The organism is Streptomyces sp. NPDC030995 (assembly GCF_055571215.1).
In genome coordinates, this window is record NZ_JBVIFS010000038.1 from 36,412 (window position 1) to 60,379 (window position 23,968).

A 23,968-nucleotide genomic window follows, 5' to 3' on the forward strand; every position below is an offset into this window, starting at 1 on the left:
GGCCTCGGGGAGACCGCTTAAGGACCGGTGGCGTCAGCTGCCCAGCACGGGGATGACGTGCCGGCCGTACGCGTCGATGGTGGCCTCCCGCGCGTCGTGCATGTCGTAGACGGCGAACTGGTCCACGCCGAGGTCGCGCAGGGCCCGTAGCTTCTCGATGTGGGCCTCGACCGGGCCCAGCAGGCAGAAGCGGTCGACGATCTCGTCGGGGACGAAGTCCGTGGACGGGTTCCCGGCCCGCCCGTGGTGGCTGTAGTCGTAGCCCTCGCGGGACTTGATGTACTCGGTGAGCTCGTCCGGGACCATCGAGGAGTGCTCGCCGTAGCGGGAGACCAGGTCGGCGACGTGGTTGCCGACCATGCCGCCGAACCACCGGCACTGGTCCCGGGCGTGCGCGAGGTCCTCGCTCACGTACGCGGGCGCCGCCACGCAGATGGTGATCGAAGCCGGGTCGCGGCCGGCCTCCGCGGCGGCCTCCCGGACCGACTTGACCATCCACTCGGTGAGGTAGGGGTCGGCGAGCTGGAGGATGAACCCGTCCGCCTTCTGCCCGGCCAGGGCCAGGGCCTTGGGCCCGTAGGCGGCCATCCACACCGGGAGCTTCCCGTCCCGGATCCACGGGATGCGGACCGGATTCCCGTCGACGACGGCCTCGCGGCCCTCCGCCAGGTCGCGGATGACGTCGATGGCCTCGCCGAGCCGGGCCAGGGTGTTGGGCTTGCGCCCGGCGACCCGCATCGCCGAGTCCCCGCGCCCGATCCCGCAGACGGTGCGGTTGCCGAACATGTCGTTGAGGGTGGCGAAGGTGGAGGCGGTCACCTCCCAGGTGCGGGTGCCGGGGTTGGTGACCATGGGGCCGATGTGCAGCTTGCGGGTGTGCTCCAGGATCTGGCTGTAGATGACGAACGGCTCCTGCCACAGCACGGCGGAGTCGAAGGTCCAGCCGTAGCGGAAGCCGTTGCGCTCGGCACGGCGCATGAGGCTGACCACCTGCGAGGCGGGCGGGTCGGTTTGCAGGACGAGGCCGAAGTCCATGGCTGGCTGCTCCTTGCGTGCGCTTACAGGTACTGGCAGGTGGAGCGGGGGATGTAGACCCCGTGTCCGGCCCGTCCGGTGAATTCGCGCTGGTCGATGACGAGTTCGCCGCGCGAGAGCACGGTGTCGACGCGTCCGGTGATCCGCTTGCCCTCGTACGCCGAGTAGTCCACGTTCATGTGGTGGGTCTCGGCGGAGATGACCTGCTCGGCGTGCGGATCGTAGAGGACGATGTCGGCGTCGGAGCCCGGCGCGATCGTTCCCTTCTGGGGGTAGAGGCCGAACATCCGCGCCGGGGTCGCGCAGGCGATCTCGATCCAGCGGCGGCGGCTGATGTGCCCGTCCAGGACGGCCTGGTGGAGGAGGTCCATCCGGTTCTCCACCCCCGGCAGCCCGTTCGGGATCTTGGAGAAGTCCCCCCGGCCCAGCTCCTTCTGGCCCCGGAAGCAGAACGGGCAGTGGTCGGTGGAGACCACCTGGAGGTCGTTGGTCCGCAGCCCCCGCCACAGCGCCGCCTGGTGCTCGCGCGGCCTCAGCGGGGTGGAGCAGACGTACTTGGCACCCTGGAAGTCGGGTTCCGCCAGGTTGTCCGTGGACAGGAACAGGTACTGCGGACAGGTCTCCCCGAAGACGGGCAGGCCCTTGTCACGGGCCGCGGCCAGCTCGGCCACCGCCTCCTCCGCCGAGACGTGCACGACGTAGAGCGGGGAACCGGCCACCCGCGCGAGCTGGATCGCCCGGTGGGTGGCCTCGGCTTCGAGGAGCACCTTGCGCACCTCGCCGTGGTGACGGGGATCGGTCTCCCCGCGCGCCAGGGCCTGTTCGACGAGGACGTCGATCGCGATGCCGTTCTCGGCGTGCATCATGATCAGCCCGCCGTTGCCGGAGGCCCGCTGCATGGCGCGCAGGATCTGGCCGTCGTCGCTGTAGAAGACCCCCGGATAGGCCATGAACAGCTTGAAGGAGGTGACTCCCTCCCCGATGAGGAGGTCCATCTCCTTCAGGGTCCCCTCGTTGACGTCCGAGAGGATCATGTGGAAGGCGTAGTCGATCGCGCACTGCCCGTCGGCCTTGGCGTACCAGGCGTCGAGCCCCTCGTGCAGAGCCTGGCCCATGCTCTGCACGGCGAAGTCGACGATGGTGGTGGTGCCGCCCCAGGCGGCGGCCCTGGTCCCGGTCTCGAAGGTGTCCGAGGCGGAGGTGCCGCCGAAGGGCAGCTCCATGTGGGTGTGCGCGTCGACCCCGCCCGGGATGACGTACTTCCCGGTCGCGTCGATCGTGCGGTCGGCCGTCCAGGCCCCGGCGGCGTCCGAGCCGTGCGCGGCGAGGGCGGCCACGCGGCCGTCCTCGATCAGGACGTCCGCGTGCAGTTCGTCGGCGGCGGTGACGACGAGGCCGCCGCGGATCAGGGTGCGGATGCTCATGGGTGAGTCCCCCTACTGGATGCTGCGCAAAGCCTGTTCGAGGATCTCGGCGCCCTCTTCCGCCTCGGCGACGGTGAGGGAGAGCGGCGGCGCGATGCGCAGCACGCTGGTGTTGTGGCCGCCGCCCTTGCCGATCAGCAGGCCGCCTTCGCGGGCCGCCTCCTGTACGGCGGTGGCCGCGTCCGGGTCGGCCTCGTCGGTACCGGGCTTCGTCAGCTCCAGGCCGGCCATCAGGCCCCGGCCGCGGACCTCCCGTACGGCGGGCACGTGCGCGGCGATGGCGCGCAGCCGCTCCAGGAGCAAGCCGCCGACGCGGCGGGCGTTGCCCTGGAGGTCGTGTTCCAGCAGGTACGCGAGGTTGGCGACGCCGGCGGCCATGGTGACGGGGGAACCGCCGAAGGTAGAGATGGAGTTGGAGTCGACGCAGTTCATGACCTCGGCGCGGGCCACGACACCGCCGATGGACATGCCGTTGCCGATGCCCTTGGCGAAGGTGAGGATGTCCGGCGGGCCGTTCTGGGCGTGCGCCTGCCAGCCCCAGAAGTGGTCGCCGGTGCGGCCCCAGCCGGTCTGCACCTCGTCGCTGATCCACAGGATGCCGTGGCGGTCCAGGACCTCGCGGAAGGCCCCGTACAGGCCGTCGGGCGGGGAGGTGAACCCGCCGACGCCCTGGATGGGTTCGGCGATGAGGGCGGCCACTCCCCCGCGGGCCTGGCCCAGTACGTCTTCCAGGTCGGCGACGGCGGCCGCGGTGAAGGCCGTGTCGTCGAGGTGGGCGAGGGGGCCGCGGGAGCGGACCGCGCCCTGCACGTAGTACGTCTGGAGCGGCGAGAGGCTGGTCGGGGACCAGCCTCGGTTGCCGGTGATCGAGACGGTGGAGAAGGAGCGGCCGTGGTAGCTGTTGCGCATCGCCAGGACCTGGTTGGAGCGGCGGTACGTCGTCGCGAGCAGCAGGGCGGTGTCGTTGGCCTCGGTGCCGGAGGTGGTGAAGAAGACCCGGGCGTCGGGGATGCCGGACAGGGCGGCGACCCGCTCGGCCAGCTCGATCATCGGCCGGTTGAGGTACAGGGTGGAGGAGTGGATGATCCGCCCGGCCTGTTCGGAGACGGCCTTGGTGACCTCGGGCAGGGCGTGCGCGGTCATCGTGGTGAGGATGCCGCCGAAGAAGTCGAGGTAGCGGTTGCCGTCGGCGTCCCAGACGTGGCGGCCCTCGCCGTGGGTGAGCTCGATGGGGTGCCTGTAGTAGAGCGCGAGCCAGTCGGGCAGGACGGTGCGGTGGCGACTGTGGAGCGGGGTCGGGTTGGTCACGGCTGTACGAGCCCTCCGTAGGCGTCGGGGCGGCGGTCGCGGTAGAAGGCCCATTGCTTGCGGACCTCTTCGATGAGGCCGAAGTCAAGGTCGCGGATGAGGAGTTCCTCCTCCTTGTCGCTGGCGACCTCGCCGACGAACTGGCCGCGCGGGTCGACGAAGTAGCTGGTGCCGTAGAAGTCGTTGTCGCCGTACTCCTCCTGGCCGACGCGGTTGATGGCGGCGATGAAGTACTCGTTGGCGACGGCGGAGGCGGGCTGTTCCAGCTGCCACAGGTGGGACGAGAGGCCGCGGTGGGTCGCGGACGGGTTGTAGACCAACTGGGCACCGGCCAGGCCCAGTTGGCGCCAGCCCTCGGGGAAGTGGCGGTCATAGCAGATGTAGACGCCGACCTTCCCGACGGCGGTGTCGAAGACCGGCCAGCCGAGGTTGCCCGGGCGGAAGTAGTACTTCTCCCAGAAACCCTTGACCTGGGGGATGTGGTGCTTGCGGTACTTGCCGAGGTAGCTGCCGTCGGCGTCGATGACGGCGGCGGTGTTGTAGTAGAAGCCCGCGCTCTCCAGCTCGAAGACCGGTACGACGATCACCATGCCGGTCTCGCGGGCGAGGTCCTGCATGCGGCGGACGGTCGGGCCGTCGGGGACGGCCTCGGCCCAGCGGTAGTGCTCGGGCTCCTGGACCTGGCAGAAGTAGGGGGCGTTGAACACTTCCTGGAAGCCGATGATCTGCGCGCCCTGGGCGGCGGCCCGGCGGGCGTGCGCCTCGTGTTTGGCGATCATCGATTCGGTGTCTCCGGTCCAGGTGGCCTGGACCAGCGCGGCGCGGACGACTTGGGCCATGAGCTGCTCCTCGCGACGGGAACGCCGGGTTCTACGCACGTAGACGGAGTACGTAGGGAGTAGAACGTAGGCCTCGTCACAGCCCGGGGCAAGACCGCCTTGCACAGTTGGAGTAGTCGATCAGGTTACGTCGCCCCTCGGTCGAATGCGGTCAGCAGGCGGGCGGGTTAGGTCCGGCAAGCGCTCTCTCAGGGGGTGGCCAGGCCTGCTACTCGTAAGGCGTGGACGAGGTCGCGGTGGTGGGTTCCGGGCAGGGCGCGGGCCGCCTGGAGCAGGCGCGGGGCGAACCACTGCGGGTCGCGCCGGGCCAGGCCGGCCGCCTCCTCGGCGGTGCGGACCCGGACGAAGGCGCCGAGCAGGGCGTCTGCCTCGCGGATCCGGCCGGCCCCGTCGAGGGCGAGCGCCGCGTCCGCGACCTCGGCGGCCGGACGGGCCACGCCCTGGCGCAGCAGGCGGTCGCAGTCGGCCTCCCGGCCGGCGTCGCCGAGGGCGGCGGCGGCCGCCGCGAGTTGGCCGGGCGGGAGCGAGGCCGCCTCCCACAGCAGGGTGTCCCAGTCGGCCGCGAGCCCGGCGCGGGCCAGTTCGGCGGCCAGTGCGGGCAACCGCCCGGCGGGCCAGGCCGCGGCCTCGCACAGCAGCACGTGGGCCTCCCCGCTCCGCCCTTGCGCGCGCAGCGCCAGCAGCTCGGCGGCGACGGCCCCTGCGGGGGGCTCGGCAGGAAGGGGGGCTTTGGCGTCCCCGGGCCCGCCCGGGGCCCCCTCGGGGCCTCGGGTCTGCGGGTCCGGCGGGGCCTCGCCGGGCGTCGGCTCCGGCCGGGGAGCGTACGCGTCCTGGACGGCGGACTCGGGGGCCCGGCCCCCGCGCCGACCGAAGCGGGCGCGGGGGGCTGGATCCTGCGGGGCCGGGAGTCCGGGGTCCGGGCTGCCGAAGCGGGCTCCGCGCGGCGCGGGGAGGCCGGTCCCGGAACCGGGATCCGGGCTGCCGCCGTCGGGGTGGCCGGGCGGAGGGGTGAACGCCGGGGCCGCGGGGGCGGCCGAGCCCGCGTACCGGGCACCCCCGGCTCGCCGCCCACCACGCAGCCACCGCCCCTCGGCCCGCCCGACCGGCGCCTCGGCCGCCACGGGAGCGTCGGCCAACACCGCGGATTCACCCTGCCCTGCCGGCGACTCGGCCGCCCCCACCGCGACTTCGGGCAGCACCGGGGCCTCGACCCACCCCACCCACGGCCCGGACGTCACCGGTGCTTCGCCCGTCACCGGGCCTCCGGCCCACCCCGCTCGCAACTCAGGCGCCACCCAAATTTCGGCCCGCCCGGCCCGCAACTCGGCTGCCAGCGGGGCTCCAGCCCACCCCACCTGCGGCTCCGGCGCCACCGCGGCTCCGCCCCACCCGGCCCGCGACTCGGTCGTCGCCGCCGCTTCGCCCGTCACCGGGCCTCCGGCCCACCCGGCTCGCAACTCAGGCGCCACCCACACTTCGGCCCGCCCGGCCCGCAACTCGGCCGCCAGCGGGGCTCCAGCCCACCCCACCTGCGGCTCCGGCGCCACCTCGTCTTCGGCCCACCCGGACCGGGGCTCGGGCTGGGGCGGTCGCCGGCCCGTGCCCGCCGCGTGACCAGCCGTCGGCGCCGGTCGTTGGCGGGGGACTCCGGGCAGGGGCTCCGTCGGTGTCGGCGGCTCCGGTCGCAGCGCCTCGGCCCGCAGGGCCGTCAGGCGGAGCGCCAGGTCCTCGTGCCGGGCCGCCGCGCGGGCCAGGTCGTCCTGGGTCCAGGAGAGCTCCCGGGCCAGGGCGTCGGCCTCCGCCCGGTCGGTGGCTCCGCCGAGCCGCGCCGTCAGGCTGCGCAGGGCCGCCTCCGACTCCGCCCGCTGGGCGGCGCACGCCGCGAGCAGGGTCCGTAGCTCCGCCTCGCCGCCCGGCAGCCGGTCCCACGCGGTGACGGCCGCGGCCCGCAGCCGGGCCGCGTATACGGTCTCCCGCGCCGCGAACTCCGCGCCCCGCGCCACCGCCAGGTCCCGCAGCAGCGATTCCACCACGTCCCACGGGGGCATCGCGGCCCCGTCGAGACAGGCCCGCATCCCCTCCGGATCCCGGCGCAGGAACTCCCCGTACCAGCCCGCCCCGGGATCCAGCCTCTGCGTCAACCCATGCAAATATCCAGAGAGTTGACTGATCGCCAGCGAAGTCGCGGTCTCCATGACCGCATTGGATCCCACCTGTGTTACGGGCGGGCTACGGGAGTCTCAAAGCTTGACGGCGATCGCGGTGTGCGGACGCTTCCCCCGCCGCGCCAGCGCGGCGGGCACGTCCACCATCCAGAACTGCCAGGTGTACTTGCGCGACAGCAGCTTCCGCACCCGCCGCAGCCCCGCCTCGTCGAGCAGCCGGGCCTCGCCCTCCCGCACGGGCGCCCCTTCCGCGACACGCCCGCGCGCGTCGCACGCGGTGACGGTGACGCGCCCGCTGTTCCGTATGCGCTTGACCTTCCACGAATCGCTGCGCGTCCACACGTACAGCTCACCCCCGTCGGCCGCCGCCCACACCGGCGTGACCACGGGCGTGCCGTCCTTCCGGAAGGTGGTGAGACTGACGTACCGCGCCCTGCCGAGCTCTTCGAGATCCATACCGAGACCCTAAGCGGGCGGGCCCTCCCCGTGCGTGACCGTCTCCCAGGCCACGAACAGCTCGTCCGTCCCGGCCGGCCTCGTCTTCTCGACCAGTTCGCGGGTGTACGGGAGTTTCGCGCCGGTCCGCGTCTCGTAGTGGTGCAGGGCCACCTCCAGGTCGGGCCCCATCGTGCGCTCCACCCGGCCCCCGCACAGCCACGGCGGGGCCTCGGCGCCGAGCTGGTACTTGGAGTGGAACTCCAGCGCGGTGCGCAGCCGGGCGGACTGCTCCCCGTACAGGTTGACGCCCTGCTGCCAGGCGGTCTCGGCGATGTGCGCGGAGGCGGCGAGCGCGTAGCCGACGTGCATGAGGTTGCGGCAGGTCTCCTGGGCGATGCCGTCGACGTAGGTGCCCTGGTCGAACCAGTACGCCTTGACCTTGTCGGCCGTGTCGATGGCGGCGTAGGGCGGGGCCACCGGGCGCGGGCCGTCCTCCTTCAGGTAGAAGTACGCCGGCACGCGCGCCCGGAACCGCTCCAGGGACTCCCGGAAGATCTCCTGGTCCTCCAGGAAGACCGCGATGGCGATGGAGGCGTCGGTCATGGCCAGTTCCCAGTTGCCGTTGTAGCCGGGCACCTGGGTGCGGACGGCGGGCAGGTAGGCCTCGCGCAGCATCTCCTTGAAGCGGGTGACCCGCGGCTCCTCCCAGTTCGGGTAGCCGGCGTGCACGATCTCGGCGGCCCGCGCCCAGCTGGAGCCGGACCAGGCGGCCTGGAGTCCGGCGTTGTCCTCGCGGTGCTTCTTCATGACGGCCGACCAGGCGTCCATGATCTGCACGGCCTTGCGGGCGTGGGCGGTCCGGCCGTTCACCGACCACAGCAGGGCGTGGGTGTAGGCGGCGACCGCGTCCTGGCGTTCGTCGAGGCAGGACTGCGGCCCGCGGTTGAAGGGGCAGGGCACGACGTCGGCCGGGTGCGGGGTGTAGTCGAGCGAGGCGTAGCGGCTCTTCAGGAGTGTCCGGTAGGCCGTGTTCCACGGTTCCTTGCCGGCCGCGACCATGTTCTTCGCGCGCTGGAGCTCGGTGTGGCCGACGACGACGCCCGGGTGGTGGAAGACCACGTCACCGGCGCGCGGCCGGTCGTCCGGGACGGCGCAGGCCGCGAGCAGCAGGCCGCCCGCGAGGAGGGCGCCGACGAGGCCGAAACCGAGTCGCTGGGATGCGTTCGTGGCTGACACGCATTCACGCTTGCCCCGCGCTCCGGCGATCCCACCGCCGATTGGGCCGTTCGGCCTCCGGGCCCGCCCGAACGGCAGGCCCGACGGTCGGGCCCCGCCGTCAGACGGGAACCGCGGCGCTGCGCCTCAGCAGATCGTCCAGCGAGAGCCCGAGCGCCTCGGCGAGAGCGGCCACCGTGAAGAAGGCGGGGGTGGGCGCCCGGCCCGTCTCGATCTTGCGGAGGGTCTCGGCGGAGAGCCCGGCGCCGGCCGCGACCTCGACCATGCTGCGGCCGCCCCGGGCCTCGCGCAACAGGGCGCCCAGCCGCTCGCCGCGCTCGCGCTCTTCGGGGGTGAGAGGGGTACGAACCATGCCCTCATCCTACCCCGCGCACCAATAACTATCCCGTTATAGTTATACCGGTATAGTTATTGGCATGGTGGAACTGAAGACGGACCAAGAAATCGACAAGATGCGCGCCGCGGGCCGGGTGGTGGCGGACGCGCTGGCCGCCGTACGGGGGGCCGCCCGCGTCGGGGTGTCCCTGCTGGACCTGGACCTGGTGGCCCGGAAGGTGCTCCACGAGGCCGGCGCGACCTCACCCTTCCTGGGCTACCGGCCGCAGTTCGCGCCGGTGCCCTTCCCCGCCGTGGTGTGCGCCTCGGTCAACGACGCGATCGTGCACGGCATCCCCGACGGGTACCGGCTGCGCGACGGCGACCTGGTCAGCATCGACTGCGGGGCGAAGCTCGACGGCTGGGTCGGGGACGCGGCGGTCAGCTTCACCGTCGGCCGGGCGCGCCCCGCCGACCTCCTGCTGATCGAGGCCGCCGAGGCGGCCCTCGCCGCCGGGATCGCCGCCGCCGTGCCGGGCAACAGGATCGGGGACATCGCCCACGCCGTCGGCACGGTCTGCCGCGCCGCCGGGTACGGCGTCCCCGACGGCTTCGGCGGCCACGGCATCGGCCGTGGCATGCACGAGGACCCGGGCGTGCCCAACGAGGGCCCGCCGGGACGCGGCATGAAGCTGCGCCCCGGCATGGTCCTCGCCATCGAGCCGATGCTGATCGCGGGCGGTACGGACGACTACCGGTGCGACGGCGACGGCTGGACCCTGCGGACCGTCGACGGCAGCCGTGCCGCGCACGCGGAGCACACGGTCGCGATCACCGCCGAGGGCCCGCGGATCCTCACCGCCGTATAGGGCCTGGCCTTCGCATCGGGCCGGGCCGTCCTACGGCTTGCCGTGCGGGTGGACGACCATCGCCGAGCCGCCGCCCCGCCGGGTGGTCTCGGCCGCCGCCAGCCAGCGCCCGTCCGGCAGCCGCTGCACCCCGGTGGCGGCGCCGATCTCCGGGTTCTGCCGGAAGCCCTGGCCGAGTGCCTCCAGCGAGGCGCGGAGCGGGCTGTTCCACAGGCCCGGCTCCAGCTCGGTGGTGGCCTGGTTGCGCTGGCTGGCCCGCGGCGCGGCGATCGCGTCGACCAGCGGCAGGCCCCGGTCCAGGTGGCCGGTCAGGGTCTGCAGGACGGTGGTGATGATCGTGGCGCCGCCCGGGGAGCCGACGGCCAGGACCGGGCGGCCGTCCTCCAGCACGATGGTCGGGGACATGGACGAGCGCGGCCGCTTGCCGGGACCGGGCAGGTTCGGGTCCGGGACGCCGGGCGCGGCCGGGGCGAAGGAGAAGTCGGTGAGCTCGTTGTTCAGCAGGAAGCCGCGGCCCGGGACGGTGATCGCGCTGCCGCCGGTGGACTCGATGGTCAGGGTGTAGGAGACCACGTTGCCCCAGCGGTCGGCGACCGTCAGGTGGGTGGTGTTCTCCCCCTCGTACGTGGTCGGGGCGGCCTGCCCGGTGGTGGCGCACGGCACCGGATCGCGCGGGTCACCGGGGGCGAGCGGGCTGGTCAGTGCCCGGTCCGGCTTGATCAGGCAGGCGCGCGAGTCGGCGTACCGCTGGGAGAGCAGTTCCCGGGTCGGCACGTTTTCGGCGGCCGGGTCGCCGACCCAGCGGCCCCGGTCGGCGAAGGAGATCCGGGAGGCCTCGATGAACCGGTGCAGGTACTGCTCCTCGGAGAGCTTCGAGAGGTCGGTCCGCTCCAGGATGTTCAGCGCCTCGCCGACGGTGGTTCCGCCGGAGGAGGAGGGCGCCATGCTGTAGACGTCCAGGCCCCGGTAGCTCACCTGGGTCGGGGCCTGCCGCTTGGTCTCGTACGCGCGCAGGTCGCCGGTGGTCAGGTCGCCGGGGCGGACGGTGCGGGTGGCCGCCGGGTCCACCGGGGGCTTGCGGACGGCGTCGACGATGTCCTCGGCGAGGGGGCCCCGGTAGAGCGCGCCGGTCCCCTTGCGGCCGATCTCCGCGTAGGTGGCGGCCAGGTCGGGGTTCTTGAAGGTGGAGCCGACCACCGGCAGGGCGCCGCCCGGCAGGAAGAGTTTCGAGGTGTCCGGGAAGTCCTTGAACCGGGCCTGGTTGGCCTCGGTCTGGGCCCGGAAGGTGGTGTCCACGGTGAAGCCGTCCCGGGCCAGTTTCTCGGCGGGCTTCAGCAGTTGGCGCAGCGGCCGGGTGCCCCAGGCGTCGAGGGCGCTCTTCCAGGTGGCGGGGGTGCCGGGGACGCCGACGCCGAGGCCGCTGGTCTGGCCCTCGGCGAAGGGGATGGGGAGGCCGTTCTCCTGGAACAGCTCGGCGGTGGCCGTGGCGGGGGCGGTCTCGCGGCCGTCGATGGTCTGAACCCGGCGCGCACGGGCGTCGTAGTAGACGAAGTAGCCGCCGCCGCCGATGCCCGCCGAGTAGGGCTCGGTGACCCCCAGCGCCGCGGCGGTGGCGACGGCCGCGTCCACGGCGTTGCCGCCGGAGCGCAGGACCGCGATGCCGGCCGCGGAGGCGTCGGCGTCGACGCTGGCGACGGCCCCGCCGTAGCCGGCGGCGACGGGCACCTTGGCCGGAACGGACTCCTGCGGCGGGGCCGCGGCCCCCGTGGACACGAGCGCCCCTGCGAGGGCGACGAGAGCTAACTGACGTGCGGCGGGACGGTGCATCCGGACCTCCAGTGGCAGCGTCCGCCGAGCCTATCGGCCGCCCTGGCGTCCCGTCAGGCCGTCGCGCCGGTACCGGCAGGTGAACCCCCGCGCGCGATGCCTTAGCATCCCGCGCATGAACGACGACGTGCGCAACATCGTGCTCGGGGTGATAGCCACCGCGCTCAGCGGCGGTTTCGGCTGGTTCACCCGGACCTATCAGTGGCGGCGCGCACTCCGCCGCAAGCAGGCCTTCTTCGGCCTGCCCGCCGGGTCCGACTGTCTGTTCGTGGTCAACCGCCAGATGGGCGGCACTCCTTCGTCGCTGCACCGCAACGACGCCTTCGCGCTGCTGGAGATCTCCGCCCTGATCAAGGACTGCGGGGCGAACCTCCAGATCGTCACCCACGACGGGGCCCGCCAGGGCTTCGGCGACCGGGCCGAGTTCTGCGTCGGCGGGCCGGTGTCCAACGCCCGTACCACCGCGCACCTGACGTCCATGCTGCCGGGGGTACGCGTCGACATCACGAGCGGGACCGGACCCGACCGGGGGGCGATCGCCGTCGGCGGGGAGATGTACCGGTGGGAGAAGGGCCTGGTCGAGCACGTGCTGCTGGCGCGGCTGACGACGGGGCGGGACTCCCGGCCGGTGTTCCTGCTGTCGGGGCAGACCGCCAACAGCAATCAGGCCGCGGCCCGTTACCTGGCCAGGAACCACCAGCGACTCGCCCGCAAGTACAACGGGGACTCCTTCTGCCTCGTGCTGAAGGTGATCAACTCGGATGCCTACGGGCCGGACGTGTCGGAGCTGGTCGCCGACGTCACCGCGGCGGCCCGGACACCCGCAGCGGCAGCCGTGTGATCCCGTTGATGAAGTTGGAGACCAACCTGCGGGGCACGCCCGCCAGTTCGGGCGGAGGCATGGCCGCGCACCACTCCTCGTAGAGGACGCGCAACTGGAGCCGGGCGAAGTGGGCGCCGAGGCAGACGTGCGGGCCGTCCCCGAAGGAGACGTGCGGGTTGGGCGTCCGGCCGAGGTCCAGGCGGCCGGGGTCGGTGAAGACGCGCTCGTCGTGGTTGGCGGAGGCGTGGAAGACCACCACCTTGTCCCCGGCCCGGATCGGCTGCCCGGCGAGCTCGGTGTCCACGGCGGCGGTGCGGCGGAAGCTGAGCACCGGCGGGTGGACGCGCAGGAGTTCCTCGGCGGCCCGCTCCACCGGGACCCGGCCTTCGGCGAGCCGGCGGTAGGCGTCCGGGTCGCGGGCGAGCGCGAGCAGGCCGCCGGGGGCCGCGCTCCGAACGGTGTCGTTGCCCGCGACGGTGAGCAGGAAGAAGAACATCTCCAGCTCGGCCGGGTCGAGCCCGGCCCCGGCGAGGGCGGTCATCACGTCGTCGCCGGGGTGCGCGCGCTTGTGGGCGGCCAGGTCGCGGGCGTACGCGAACATCTCGCCGAGCAGCGCCGGGGAGCGCGGGTTGAGGGGCTTGCCGTCCGGGCCGAGCAGCGGCGCGGGCGCGTCCTCGGGATCCTGGTAGCCGATGATCCGTACGGTCCACTCCAGCAGCAGCGCCCGGTCGGCGGGCGGGACGCCCAGCAGGTCGGTGAGGTTCAGCAGGGCGTACTCGTCGGTGACGGTGCGCACGAGGTCGGCGGCGTCGTCCTCGGCGCCCTCCCGCGCGGCGGCGAGCAGGGTCCGGGCGCGGTCCCGCACCCGTCCGGCGAAGGCGTCGACGCGGGCGGGGGTGAAGGCCCGGGCCACCAGCCGCCGCAGCCGGCCGTGGTCCCCGGAGGCCTTGGCCGGGTCCTGGTTGAGCATGGTGCGGCGCAGGAACGGCAGGTCGGCCGGGTCGGGGTCGCGGATCTGGGTGGCACCCAGCCAGGAGGAGTAGGTGCGGTGGTCGCGCAGCACCTGTACGACATCGGCGTGCCGGGTGACCGCCCAGAAACCGGGGCCTGCGGGCCAGCCCTGGATCTCCGGCTCCGCCTGCCAGGCCACCGGGTGCCGCTCGCGCAGCAGCCGGTAGCGCTCGTGGGGGACGCCCTCGGCGTAGAGGCGGGGGTCGAAGACGTCGGGGACGTCCGCGGGGTGATCCATGGGGCCACCGTGACGGGTGCGCGGCCCCGCCCGCAAGGGCGTGGCCGGCCGCGGCCCGTCCGCACACGTCAGCGCGGCTGGACGCACTCGGCGGAGGGGAGGGCGGTGTCGGTGCCCTGCAGGGTGACCGGGCTGAGAATGTCCCGCACGGCGGAGACGCCGACGGTGCACACCAGCTGGCTGCGGGCCATCTCCGACAGGTCGCCCACGGCGAACGGGACACGGACCGTCAGCCCCGCCTTCGGCGAGTACTCGCCCACCGACACCAAGCCCGCCTGCCCGGCGGCCAGCCGGGGCAGGGCCGTGGTGAGCCCGGCCTCCCGGGCCGTACCGCGGGGGCCGTCCAGCAGCACCCGCAGGAGCGCCGCGGGCTCGACGGTGTCGAGCATGAACGTGACCGGGACGAGCCGGTCGCCCTCCTTGGAGACGAAGTAGGCGACACTGTCGCCGGTGGGGACCTTGACCTTGGCGGGATGGCCGCTCTCGATCACCCCGGTGGTCTTGATCCCGCATGCGGCGAGCAGCAGGGCGCAGCCCGCCAGCCCCGCGGTGGCCTTCGCGGCCCGCGATCTCGTCCTCCGCCGTGTCATACGCGTGCCTCCAGCGGCATGTCGAGCGTGAAGACGGCTCCCCCGAAGGGCCCGTTGGCCGCCCGGAGGGTGCCGCCGTGCAGGCGGACGTTCTCCAGGGTGATGGCGAGTCCGAGGCCGCTGCCGGCCGAACGGGTCCTGGCCGCGTCGGCCTTGAAGAAGCGGTCGAAGATGTGCGGCAGCACCTCCGGGGCGATGCCGGGGCCGCTGTCGGCGACCTCGATCAGCAGCCGTCCGCCGTCTTCGCCCGGTGCGGTCCGCACGGTGACGCGCACGGGGGCGCCGCCGTGCCGCAGGGCGTTGCCGACGAGGTTGGCGAGGACCACGTCGAAGCGGCGCGGGTCGAGCCGGGCGCGTACCCCGTGGGGCAGCTCGGTGACGAGGCGGTCGTCGACCCAGTGGCGCCGTTCGAGGGTCTTGCGCACCGCTTCGGCGATGTCCACGTCGTCGAGGTTGAGCTCGGCGGCACGGGCGTCGAAACGGGAGATCTCCATCAGGTCCTCGACGAGGACGGCGAGTTTGCCGGTCTCGGCGCTCACCAGGCGCAGGGCCTTGGCGGTGTCGGCGTCGAGCTGCGCGGCGTCCTCGTCGAGGACCTCGGTCACGGCGAGCATCCCGGCGAGGGGGGTGCGCAGTTCGTGGGAGACGTCGGCGGCGAAGCGGCGGGCGCGGGTCTCCGCGTCCCGGAGCTCGCTCACCGACTGCTCCAGGGCGCGGGCGGTCTCGTTGAAGGTGCGGGCGAGTCCGGCGAGTTCGTCCGCTCCCCTGACCTCGATGCGGGTGTCGAGGCGGCCGCGGCCCAGCCGTTGGGCGGCCCGGCGCATGTCGCGGACCGGCCGCAGCACGCTGCGGGCGGCCAGCAGCGCGGGGATGATCGCGATCGCCAGCCCCGGGACCGCGCCCTGCTGGGCGGCGTCGACCATGGCCTCGACGGTCTGCTTCTCGGTGGCGAGCGGGACGCAGGCGAAGAAGACGAGCCCGGTGGGTTCGGTGTAGCCGTTGTGCTCGAAGAGGACGGGGACGCCGACCGTGAGGTACGGGTTGCCGCGCTGGTCCTCGACGCGCTGGAAGGCTGTGTACGGGCTGTTGCGGACTTTCTCACGCAGGCCGGCGGTGACCACGGTGGAGGTGGCCGAGGCGGGGTTGGTGGAGGCGCGCAGGCTGCCGTACTCGGCGAACAGGATCCACGGGTGGGGTTTGCCGCGCTTGCCGAGCTCGATGACGATGCGCTGGAGCTCCTCCTGGTTCAGGGGAAGGGGGATCTCCTGCTGCTCGACCTGGTCCCGCAGGCTGTTGACGGCGGTGTCCTGGGTCTGCTTGAGGATGGCGTTGCGTGCCTGCTGGTAGGTCAGGGCCGCCGTGCTCACCGCGCTGATCGCGGCGACCAGCAGGAAGGCCGCCATCAGCCGGGTGCGCAGCCCGAAGGGGGCTATCCGTAGCACCTCGCGCCCCCTACAGGGGACCGAAGCGGTAGCCGAAGCCGCGCACGGTCTGTATGTAGCGGGGGCCGGCGGCGGGGTCCTCGACCTTGGTGCGCAGTCGGCGCACGCAGGCGTCCACGAGCCGGGCGTCGGCGTGGTAGCTGTGCTCCCAGACGTACTCCAGGAGCTGCTGGCGGGAGAACACCTGCTCGGGCGAGGCCGAAAGGTGCAGCAGGAGCTTGATCTCGCTGGGGGCGAGGGAGAGCCGCTCGCCGTTCTTGGTGACGGTCAGCCCGGAGCGGTCGATGGCCAGTTCGCCGTGGAACTCGACCTCGGGGCGGGCGCCCACCGGGTCGATGAGGCGGCGCAGGACGGCTTTGATGCGGGCCTCGATGACCTCGGTGCGGGCGGGCTTGACGATGTAGTCGTCGGCACCGGCCTCCAGGCCGATGACTATGTCGAAGTCGTCGCCGCGCGCGGTGAGCATGATGATCGGCACCTCGCTGGTCTCGCGGATGCGGTGGCAGACCTGCACACCGTTGATCCCGGGCAGCATCAGGTCGAGCAGGACGAGTTCGGGGCGGAAGGCCCCCATCAGGGCGAGGCCTTCCTCACCGGTCTCGGCCGGTTTCACCTCGTGGCCGCGGCGGCGCAGGCCGAGGGCCACTCCTTCCCGGATGGAAGGGTCGTCCTCGATCAACAGTACGCGTGGCATCCGGTCAGTATCCAGGGTGTTCGGGCCCGTCCTCCCGCTAGCGGCCGATCTTGCGCCGCAGGGAGTCCAGCAGGTCGGTGATCTCCGTCAGGCGCAGCGGCCCGGCAAGGAGGACGACGACGAGCGCGAGGGCCCCGGTTCCCGCCCCGACGGCGGCGAAGTTCCCGAAGGGGTCGGCGGCGCGGGCCGCCGCGTACCCGGCGGCGGCCGCCGGCCCGCAGGCGATCAGCAGCCGCACGTGGGTCCGTACGGCGTTCGCCCGCCTTTCGGTACGGGTGCCCGCGCGCGGGCCGAGCCGGCGGGCGAGCGTGTACCCGGTGAGCGCGGCGCCCGCGAACAGGGCGACGGAGTACGCCGCGGCCATGCCGGTGACCGCCCAGCGCGGCGGCAGCAGGGCGTAGGCGGCGGCCGACAGCGCGGCGTTGAGGGCGGCGATGGAGAGGTTGAGGAAGAAGGGGGTCCGGGTGTCGGAGAGGGCGTAGAAGCCGCGCGAGAGCACGTACTGGGCGGAGAAGGCGATCAGGCCGGGCGCGAAGGCGATCAGCATGCCGGCCATCACCTCGATGTCGGCGGCGCCGGTGCGCCCGTACTCGAAGACGCTGCCCATCACCCACGGCGCGAGGGCGGCGAAGAGCACGGCGGCGGGTACGACGAAGGCGGCGCTGGAGCGCAGCGCGTAGGAGATGTCCGCCCGCACCCGGCCCAGGTCGCCGTCGGAGGCGGCGGCGCTCATCCGGGGCATCAGTGCGGTGACGAGGGAGACGGTGACGATGCCCTGCGGGACGATCCACAGCTGGTAGGCGTTGCTGTAAGCGGTGTAGCCGGCGCCGCCCGCGAGGCCCGCTTCGACGGCGTGCTGGCCGGTGGCGGTGGAGAGCCGGGTGACGACCCAGTAGGCGATCTGGTTGGTGAGGACGAGCATGACCAGCCAGCCCGCGTTGCGCAGCGGACGGCCGAGGCCGCTGCCGCGCCAGTCGAAACGGGGGCGCCAGCGGAAGCGGGCGGCGCGCAGCGAGGGGATCAGGGCGAGGGCCTGGACGACGATGCCGGCGGTGGTGCCGAGGCCGAGGAGACGGGTCTCGGCGGCGGTCAGCCCGGCCGTCGCGTCATGGGAGACGTAGAGGAAGAGCCCGAAGACACCGATGATCACGAGGTTGTTGAGGACCGGGGTCCACATCATCGCGCCGAACCGGCCGCGGGCGTTCAGCACCTGGCCGAGCAGGGTGAAGAGCCCGTAGAAGAGGATCTGCGGCAGGCAGTACCGGGCCAGGGCCGCGGTGGTGCTCGCCTGGGCCCCGTCGTAGTCGGTGTACGCCGAGACGATCAGCGGGGCGGCGAGGACCGCCAGGGCGGTCAGCGCCACGAGCGCCACCGTGCAGGCGGTGAGCAGCCGGTCGGTGTAGGCGGAGCCGCCGTCCTCGTGCTCCCTGGCGGCCCGGACCAGCTCCGGGACGAAGACGGCGTTGAGCGCGCCGCCTATGAGCAGCATGTAGATGATGTTCGGGACGGTGTTGGCGACGGCGTAGCCGTCGCCGAGCAGTCCGGTGCCGAGCGCCGCCACGACGACGGCGGAGCGGATGAAGCCGGTGGCGCGGGAGACGATCGACCCGGCCGCCATCAGCGCGCCGCTGCGCAGCACCGAGGTCTTCGCCGGTGCGGGGGCGGCGGCCGGGGCGGCCGCGGGCTCGGTGGTGGTGCCGTGGCTCACCGGCGGGCCAGGTACGCCTGGAAAGCCTTGTAGAGCGCCGTGTTGGCGTATCCGTCCATCGCTGTCTCCCACTCGCCGAGCGTCTCGACGACCTGTCCGCCGGTGCCGAGCTTCCAGCGCAGCAGCCCGAAGGAGCGTTCGTCGGGGTCGAGGGTGGAGGGTACCCCGCGCATGTCGTATTCGTCCGCTCCGAGGGCATGCGCATCACACATCATGCGCCACTGCAGGGCGTTGCTGGGACGCACCTCACGCCGGTGGTCGGCGGAGGCGCCGGTCTGGTACCAGACCCGGCTGCCGGCGACGATCATCGTGTGGGCGGCAAGGATCTCGCCGCGGTGCAGGCCCAGGTAGAGCCGCATCCGGCCGGGCTCCTCCTCGTTCAGGACCCGGTACTGCTGCTCGTAGTACGCGAGGGAGCGGCCGAGCCGGAAGCCGTCGCGCTCCTCGGTGATCCGCAGCAGCCGGTAGAACTCGGGCAGGTCGGCCGCGGTGCCGAGGACCGTCTCCACGCCCGCCTTCGTGGCCTTGCGCACATTGCGCCGCCACTCCTGGTTCAGCCCCGCCCACAGGTCGTCGAGGGAGCGGCCGGCGAGCGGCACGCGGAAGACGTGGCGGGGCTGGGCGTCGCCGTCGTTCTCGCCGCCGCACCGCGTCCAGCCGCGGGTGCGCAGCCGGTCGGCGAGGGCGGCGCCCACCGGGTCGACCTCGGTGGCGAGCACGTCGGATATCTGCCGGCCGGGCCCGGTGGCGGACTTGGCGGTGGCGGCGTCCCAGCGGCGGTAGGCGGGGGTGGGGCCGATGCGGACGGCGAAGGCGCCGGCGGCGCGCAGGTGGCGCATGAGGGGGGTGAGCCAGCGGTCTATGTGCGGGTCGGACCAGTCGGCGACGGGACCCTCGGGGAGATAGGCGAAATATTTGCGGGTGCCGGGGAATTGGCGATAGAGAACGAGTCCGGCACCCTCGATCTCACCGCCCGGGTAGTGCCATCCGACCCTTTCCGGGCGCCAAAGGTCCTTTACCTGGGCCCAGGAGGGGTATTGGAGAAAGCTCGCCCGGCGGTGCCGGGAAAGGAACGCCTGGTACTCGGGGACGGACAGAGAGCGCACCTGGAGCTCCTGTTCGCGGTTCTGGTCCTGGTGCCGGTACGGGTGCTGCCGGGAAGGGGTCGCGAGCATGTACCGCACTCTCACAGCCTCCCGTGACCGCAGTGCGCGGCGCTTGTGACCGGACGATGACCGTTTCGCTGCGGTCCTCGTCACAACGGGAAGGACGACCTTTTCCCCGGATTACGCAACCTAAAGTCGTCCCATTCGCATCTACGTTTGCGAACGATCACTACTCTCGCTACGTGAAGGGGCCCTTCGTTGAGCCGCATACGCCGCACCGCCATGGCGGGCACCGCACTTCTGGCCGCCGCTCTGACCGCCTGCTCGGGCGGGGGCGGTGGCGGCGGCACCGCGAACGGCCAGGCCGAGATGAAGCCGAAGCCGGACATGGCGATATCGGTGAACCTCACGGGCGATCAGGTGAAGGCGGGCGAGCCGGTCAAGGTGACCATCGCCGACGGCAAGCTCGCGCTGGTGAAGGTGACGGACGGCAAGGGCGGGGAGCTGGCCGGCCAGATATCCGCCGACGGCAAGACCTGGACCTCCGAGCGCAACGCCTCGCCGGGCACGGACTACAAGGTGGAGGCGCAGAACACCGACAGTCAGAGCGCGGCCACCCAGTTCAAGACCGGCGCCGCCGACAAGGTGAACAAGGTCGCGATCAACGTGCCCAAGGGCAGCACGGTGGGCGTCGCGATGCCGGTCTCGCTCGTCTTCGACAACCCGGTGACCAACAAGGCCGAGGTGGAGAAGCAGCTGAAGGTCAGCACCTCGAACAACACCGAGGGTTCCTGGGGCTGGTTCAAGGACTACTCCGGCAAGGACCGGGTGGACTGGCGGCCGAAGGAGTACTGGAAGTCCGGCACCGACGTGAAGGTCGAGATGAACCTGAACGGTGTGGACTCCGGCAAGGGCGGCGGACTCTTCGCCCGGGACTACAACACCGAGTTCAAGATCGGCAAGGACCGCCGGATGGAGGTCAGTCTCGACACCAAGAAGCTGAAGGTGGTCGAGGACGGCCAGACCGTCCGCACCATCTCCGTCTCGGCCGGCACCCCGGGCGGCAAGAAGGCCTCCTGGTCCGGGAAGATGGTGCTGATGTCCAAGGAGGGCACCATCCGGATGGACTCCCAGACGGTGGGCCTGGGCGACGCCTACGACAAGATGGTCGACTACTCGATGCGGCTGACCTGGTCGGGCATGTACGCGCACGCCGCGCCGTGGAACAGCGCCAACTTCGGCCGCGCCAACACCAGTTCGGGCTGTGTCGGGATGAGCGACTCCGACGCCGCGTCCTTCTACGCCGAGGTGCAGGTCGGCGACCCCTTCGAGGTCGTCGGCGACGGCTCCAAGGGCAATGCGGAGCTCGGCAACGGCTACGGCGAGTGGAACCTGTCGTGGGACCAGTGGAAGGCCAAGAGCGCGCTGTCCGGCGCCCCGCAGAACGGCTGACGGCTGGCCGAGCGGCCGGCGGGCCCAGCGGCCGACTGGCCGGAACACGTCGCCTGACAACCGTTTAATTGTTACCAGCACGTAACTTACTCACGGGTTACCTTCAGTAATCCCCTCCCGTTACCGTCGGGTCACTTTTATACCCCCGGCGTACGCGAGGAGCGATTGATGCAACGCACCACCACCGCCGCAGCCGCGGCGGTCGTGCTGGCGGCAGCCGCCCTGGGCCTGGCCCCCCACCAGGCCCAGGCGGCTCCCGCCGCCACCGTCGCGGTCACCGCCGGCGCCTCTTCGGGGGTGACCTTCCACGACATCCCCGGCTCCGGCGGCATCACCCTCAAGGGCAACGTCTTCACCCCGGCAGGGGCCGAGAGCGGCCGGAAGTACCCGCTGATCGTGCTGCCCACCAGCTGGGCCCTGCCGCAGATCGAATACATTGCCCAGGCCAAGAAGCTGGCCGACTCCGGCTACGTCGTGGTCAGTTACACCTCCCGCGGTTTCTGGCTCTCCGGGGGCCGGATCGAGGTGGCCGGCCCGCCGGACATCGCCGACGTCAGCGCCGTCATCGACTGGGCCCTGGCCAACTCCCCCGCCGACGCCGACCACATCGGCCTCGGCGGGGTCTCGTACGGCGCCGGCATCAGCCTGCTGGCCTCCGCGCACGACCCGCGCATCAAGGCCGTGGTCGCGATGAGCGGCTGGGCCGACCTCATCGAGTCCATCTACTCCGGCCGCACCCAGCACCTCCAGGCCGCCGCGGTGCTCGGCGCCTCCGGCTACCTCACCGGCCGCCCCGGCCCCGAACTCCAGTCGATCCTCGGCGACTTCCTCGGCTCCCGGCTGGACCGGGAGCAGCAGATGATCGAATGGGGCAAGAAGCGCTCGGCCTCCGAGCAGGTGGACCGGATCAACGCCAACGGCGCCGCGATCATGCTCGGCAACGCCTGGGGCGACACCATCTTCCCGCCCAACCAGTACGCGAAGTTCTACGAGCAGCTCACCGGACCCAAGCGCCTGGAGTTCCGCCCCGGCGACCACGCCACCCCCGAGGCGACCGGTCTCTTCGGCTTGCCCAACGACACCTGGACCAGCGCCCACCGCTGGTTCGACCGCTACCTCAAGGGCGATCCCAACGGCGTCGACACCGAGGCCCCGGTGCAGCTCAAGACCCGCAGCGGCGACGGCTACGAGGGCTACGCCGACTGGAAGTCGGTCGGCTCCGGCGGCACCGAGAAGCTCGCCCTCTCCGACAGCGAGCACCTCTTCGCCAATGTCGACTCCGGCGCCAACGGCGGCATCGTCTTCCTCTCCAGCATCCTCGACCAGCTCGTCAAGGCGCCCCCGACCGCCTCCATCCCGCTCCTCCCCCGGGCCTTCGCCGCCGTCTGGCAGTCACAGCGCTACGACACGGCGCGCCAGGTCCGCGGCACCGTCCGGCTGCACACCACCGTCACGCCCACCAAGGCCGACGGGACCTTCGTCGCGTACCTCTACGACGTGGGCCCGCTCGGCATCGGCAAGCTCGTCAGCAACGCCCCGTACACCTTCCACGGAAAGACCCCCGGGCAGGCCTTCGGCGTGGACCTGGAGCTGTTCTCCACCGCCTACGACGTGCCCGCGGGCCACAAGCTCGCCTTCGTCATCGACACGGTCGATCCGCTCTACATCGAGCACAACCCCACCGGTGCGCAGCTGACCTTCTCCTCGCCGCGCACCGATCCCAGCTACGTCTCGGTGCCGCTGCGCGAGCAGTGATCCACGGCTGCCGCCACGGGCGGCCGGGCCCAAGACCTAGTGCTTGAGGATCTTGGACAGGAAGTCCTTGGCCCGGTCGCTCTCCGGGGCCGTGAAGAACTGCTCCGGGGTCCGGTCCTCGACGATCCGTCCGTCGGCCATGAAGACCACGCGGTTGGCGGCGGAGCGGGCGAAGCCCATCTCGTGGGTGACCACGACCATGGTCATGCCCTCGCGGGCGAGCTGCTGCATGACCTCCAGCACCTCGTTGATCATCTCGGGGTCGAGGGCGGAGGTGGGCTCGTCGAAGAGCAGGGCCTTGGGGTCCATGGCGAGGGCGCGGGCGATGGCCACGCGCTGCTGCTGGCCGCCCGAGAGCTGCGCGGGGAACTTGGCGGCCTGGTCGGCGAGGCCGACGCGGTCCAGGAGCTCCCGGGAGCGCTGGTCCGCCTCCCCCCTCTTGCGGCCGCGGACCTTGACCTGCGCGAGCGAGATGTTGGCGAGGACGGTCTTGTGCGCGAAGAGGTTGAAGGACTGGAAGACCATCCCCACCTCGGCGCGCAGCCGCGCCAGGTCCTTGCCCTCGGCGGGCAGCGGTTTCCCGTCGAGCAGGATCGTGCCCGACTCGACGGTCTCCAGCCGGTTGATCGCCCGGCACAGGGTCGATTTCCCGGAGCCGGAGGGGCCGATGATCACCACCACCTCCCCGCGGCCGACGGTGAGGTTGATGTCCCGCAGTACGTGCAACTGTCCGAAGTGCTTGTTGACGTCCCGTAGCTCGATCAACGGATCGACGGCCATGCGCTGCCCTGCCCAGTGGTCGGTGTGTCGAGGTCAGCGCAAACTATCCAGGCGCGGAAGGGTACTTCGCTCCGACACGCCTCAAAGGGGCGGAAAGCTCGTTCAGGCCTCGGAGGCCTCGGCGTACGCCTGGCTGAGCTCGGGGGATCCGGTCATCGCCCAGGACACCCCCGACTCGATCACGTTCAGCTCGCGGCCCGAGGCCAGCCGGATCACCGGCTGGCCGTTGGGCCACACCTGCCAGCCGGCGCCCGGGATGGTCCGGATGATCACGGTCCCGAGGTAGAAGCCGGCGTCGTTGCCCAGCCAGGGCACGATCTCGGGGTCCCGCCGCCAGCGGGGCATCAGCTGGTCGAGCTCTTCCAACGAGGCCTGGCTCTCGTCGAGTTCGAGCCCGGCCGCCCGCGCCTGGACACGCAGCATCTCGCACTCCGAGAACAACTCGGCCACGCCCTCGGGATCGTCCGCGAGGGCGGCGGCGAGCCCCGCACCCTGTTCCGTTTCACGCCGGTTCAGCCAGTTGTCCAGGAAAGGGATGTTCATACCGCCCAGCGTCGCATCAGGATCCGCCGCTGGCCACAGGGCGCGCCTGGATCCGTGGGTCCGGATCCACCGGCCCCGGTCACAGCACTAGGGGGTGTCCGGCGGATCAGGGTCGGATAGCCCGGGGCGGCTGGTGCCGTGGATTGCAAGGCGGAGGAGTGAGTCGACGCGGTGGGGGCACCTCCCAGCGTTAGCTGGGGGACGTCGGCGATCGACGACAACGCGGCAAGGCGCGGTGCCAGCCGCCCCGGGCCCGGCCCTGATCCGCCGGACACCCCCTAGTGACCTGAGTCAGAGATTCGGTGGCAGTAGGCGGCGACTTTGTCGAGGATCTCGTCGGCTGTCTTCGTCCAGACGAAGGGCCGGGGTT

21 protein-coding genes are annotated in these 23,968 nt (G+C 72.1%); 4 read left to right on the forward strand and 17 right to left on the reverse strand.

Translation table 11 applies throughout. From position 1 onward, the window contains the following. Positions 1-33: 33 nt before the first annotated feature. From ACZ45T_RS34205 to ACZ45T_RS34240, 8 genes are all read right to left on the reverse strand, one after another. Complete coding sequence (locus ACZ45T_RS34205) at positions 34-1,035, reverse strand: TIGR03842 family LLM class F420-dependent oxidoreductase (protein WP_468448026.1); 1,002 nt, start codon at positions 1,033-1,035, stop codon at positions 34-36. Between the two features lie 23 nt (positions 1,036-1,058). Next, on the reverse strand, positions 1,059-2,459 hold the full coding sequence (gene hydA / locus ACZ45T_RS34210; protein WP_468448027.1) for a dihydropyrimidinase: 1,401 nt from the start codon (positions 2,457-2,459) through the stop codon (positions 1,059-1,061). Positions 2,460-2,471: 12 nt separating this feature from the next. Then, the gene (locus ACZ45T_RS34215; protein WP_468448028.1) at positions 2,472-3,767 is read right to left on the reverse strand and encodes an aspartate aminotransferase family protein; all 1,296 of its coding nucleotides are present in this window, start codon (positions 3,765-3,767) and stop codon (positions 2,472-2,474) included. Beyond that, on the reverse strand, positions 3,764-4,606 hold the full coding sequence (locus ACZ45T_RS34220) for a nitrilase-related carbon-nitrogen hydrolase (protein WP_468448029.1): 843 nt from the start codon (positions 4,604-4,606) through the stop codon (positions 3,764-3,766). The genes ACZ45T_RS34215 and ACZ45T_RS34220 overlap by 4 nt, the downstream gene beginning before the upstream one ends. 188 nt (positions 4,607-4,794) lie before the next feature. Further along, complete coding sequence (locus ACZ45T_RS34225) at positions 4,795-6,747, reverse strand: hypothetical protein (protein ID WP_468448030.1); 1,953 nt, start codon at positions 6,745-6,747, stop codon at positions 4,795-4,797. A 99-nt stretch (positions 6,748-6,846) separates the two neighbouring features. Then, complete coding sequence (locus ACZ45T_RS34230; protein ID WP_468448031.1) at positions 6,847-7,227, reverse strand: PPOX class F420-dependent oxidoreductase; 381 nt, start codon at positions 7,225-7,227, stop codon at positions 6,847-6,849. 9 nt (positions 7,228-7,236) lie between these two features. Beyond that, positions 7,237-8,445 carry an alginate lyase family protein gene (locus ACZ45T_RS34235; RefSeq protein ID WP_468448032.1) on the reverse strand — a complete coding sequence of 403 codons (1,209 nt, stop codon included), beginning with the start codon at positions 8,443-8,445 and terminating at the stop codon, positions 7,237-7,239. Between the two features lie 100 nt (positions 8,446-8,545). Continuing rightward, positions 8,546-8,797 (reverse strand): helix-turn-helix domain-containing protein, encoded by a 252-nt coding sequence (locus ACZ45T_RS34240; RefSeq protein ID WP_366864124.1) that lies wholly within the window; start codon positions 8,795-8,797, stop codon positions 8,546-8,548. 64 nt (positions 8,798-8,861) lie between these two features. On the opposite strand from ACZ45T_RS34240, the gene map reads away from it, so the two are divergent. After that, positions 8,862-9,629 carry a type I methionyl aminopeptidase gene (gene map / locus ACZ45T_RS34245; protein WP_468448033.1) on the forward strand — a complete coding sequence of 256 codons (768 nt, stop codon included), beginning with the start codon at positions 8,862-8,864 and terminating at the stop codon, positions 9,627-9,629. Between the two features lie 30 nt (positions 9,630-9,659). Here the strand turns inward: map and ggt are convergent, their stop codons facing one another. Next, a complete protein-coding gene (gene ggt / locus ACZ45T_RS34250; RefSeq protein WP_468448034.1) occupies positions 9,660-11,456 on the reverse strand; it encodes a gamma-glutamyltransferase in 1,797 nt (598 codons plus the stop codon). A gap of 115 nt (positions 11,457-11,571) precedes the next feature. Between ggt and ACZ45T_RS34255 the strand changes: the two genes are divergently transcribed. Further along, a complete protein-coding gene (locus ACZ45T_RS34255; protein WP_468448035.1) occupies positions 11,572-12,297 on the forward strand; it encodes a hypothetical protein in 726 nt (241 codons plus the stop codon). Here the strand turns inward: ACZ45T_RS34255 and ACZ45T_RS34260 are convergent. From ACZ45T_RS34260 to ACZ45T_RS34285, 6 genes are all read right to left on the reverse strand, one after another. Then, complete coding sequence (locus ACZ45T_RS34260) at positions 12,257-13,528, reverse strand: cytochrome P450 (RefSeq protein WP_468448036.1); 1,272 nt, start codon at positions 13,526-13,528, stop codon at positions 12,257-12,259. The two genes, ACZ45T_RS34255 and ACZ45T_RS34260, sit on opposite strands and share 41 nt — an antisense overlap. A 68-nt stretch (positions 13,529-13,596) precedes the next feature. Then, positions 13,597-14,118 (reverse strand): hypothetical protein, encoded by a 522-nt coding sequence (locus ACZ45T_RS34265; protein WP_468448037.1) that lies wholly within the window; start codon positions 14,116-14,118, stop codon positions 13,597-13,599. Further along, positions 14,115-15,521, reverse strand: coding sequence for an ATP-binding protein (locus tag ACZ45T_RS34270; protein WP_468448045.1), 1,407 nt, complete (start codon positions 15,519-15,521; stop codon positions 14,115-14,117). Before ACZ45T_RS34270 ends, ACZ45T_RS34265 begins: the two co-directional genes overlap by 4 nt. Before the next feature lie 49 nt (positions 15,522-15,570). Continuing rightward, a complete protein-coding gene (locus ACZ45T_RS34275) occupies positions 15,571-16,254 on the reverse strand; it encodes a response regulator (protein WP_468448038.1) in 684 nt (227 codons plus the stop codon). Between the two features lie 37 nt (positions 16,255-16,291). Further along, complete coding sequence (gene murJ / locus ACZ45T_RS34280; protein ID WP_468448039.1) at positions 16,292-17,962, reverse strand: murein biosynthesis integral membrane protein MurJ; 1,671 nt, start codon at positions 17,960-17,962, stop codon at positions 16,292-16,294. Further along, on the reverse strand, positions 17,959-19,137 hold the full coding sequence (locus ACZ45T_RS34285) for a lipid II:glycine glycyltransferase FemX (RefSeq protein ID WP_468448040.1): 1,179 nt from the start codon (positions 19,135-19,137) through the stop codon (positions 17,959-17,961). Before ACZ45T_RS34285 ends, murJ begins: the two co-directional genes overlap by 4 nt. A gap of 213 nt (positions 19,138-19,350) precedes the next feature. Here ACZ45T_RS34285 and ACZ45T_RS34290 point away from each other — a divergent pair, with 213 nt between their 5' ends. Both ACZ45T_RS34290 and ACZ45T_RS34295 read left to right on the forward strand, forming a co-directional pair. Continuing rightward, positions 19,351-20,520, forward strand: a complete 1,170-nt coding sequence (locus tag ACZ45T_RS34290; protein ID WP_468448046.1) for a L,D-transpeptidase — start codon at positions 19,351-19,353, stop codon at positions 20,518-20,520. 168 nt (positions 20,521-20,688) lie between these two features. Then, entirely contained in the window at positions 20,689-22,275 is a 1,587-nt protein-coding gene (locus tag ACZ45T_RS34295) for a CocE/NonD family hydrolase (protein WP_468448041.1), read from the forward strand. Between the two features lie 36 nt (positions 22,276-22,311). Here the strand turns inward: ACZ45T_RS34295 and ACZ45T_RS34300 are convergent, their stop codons facing one another. After that, entirely contained in the window at positions 22,312-23,055 is a 744-nt protein-coding gene (locus tag ACZ45T_RS34300) for an amino acid ABC transporter ATP-binding protein (RefSeq protein ID WP_468448042.1), read from the reverse strand. A gap of 102 nt (positions 23,056-23,157) precedes the next feature. Then, positions 23,158-23,598 carry a DUF6278 family protein gene (locus tag ACZ45T_RS34305; RefSeq protein WP_468448043.1) on the reverse strand — a complete coding sequence of 147 codons (441 nt, stop codon included), beginning with the start codon at positions 23,596-23,598 and terminating at the stop codon, positions 23,158-23,160. Between the last annotated feature and the right edge of the window lie 370 nt (positions 23,599-23,968).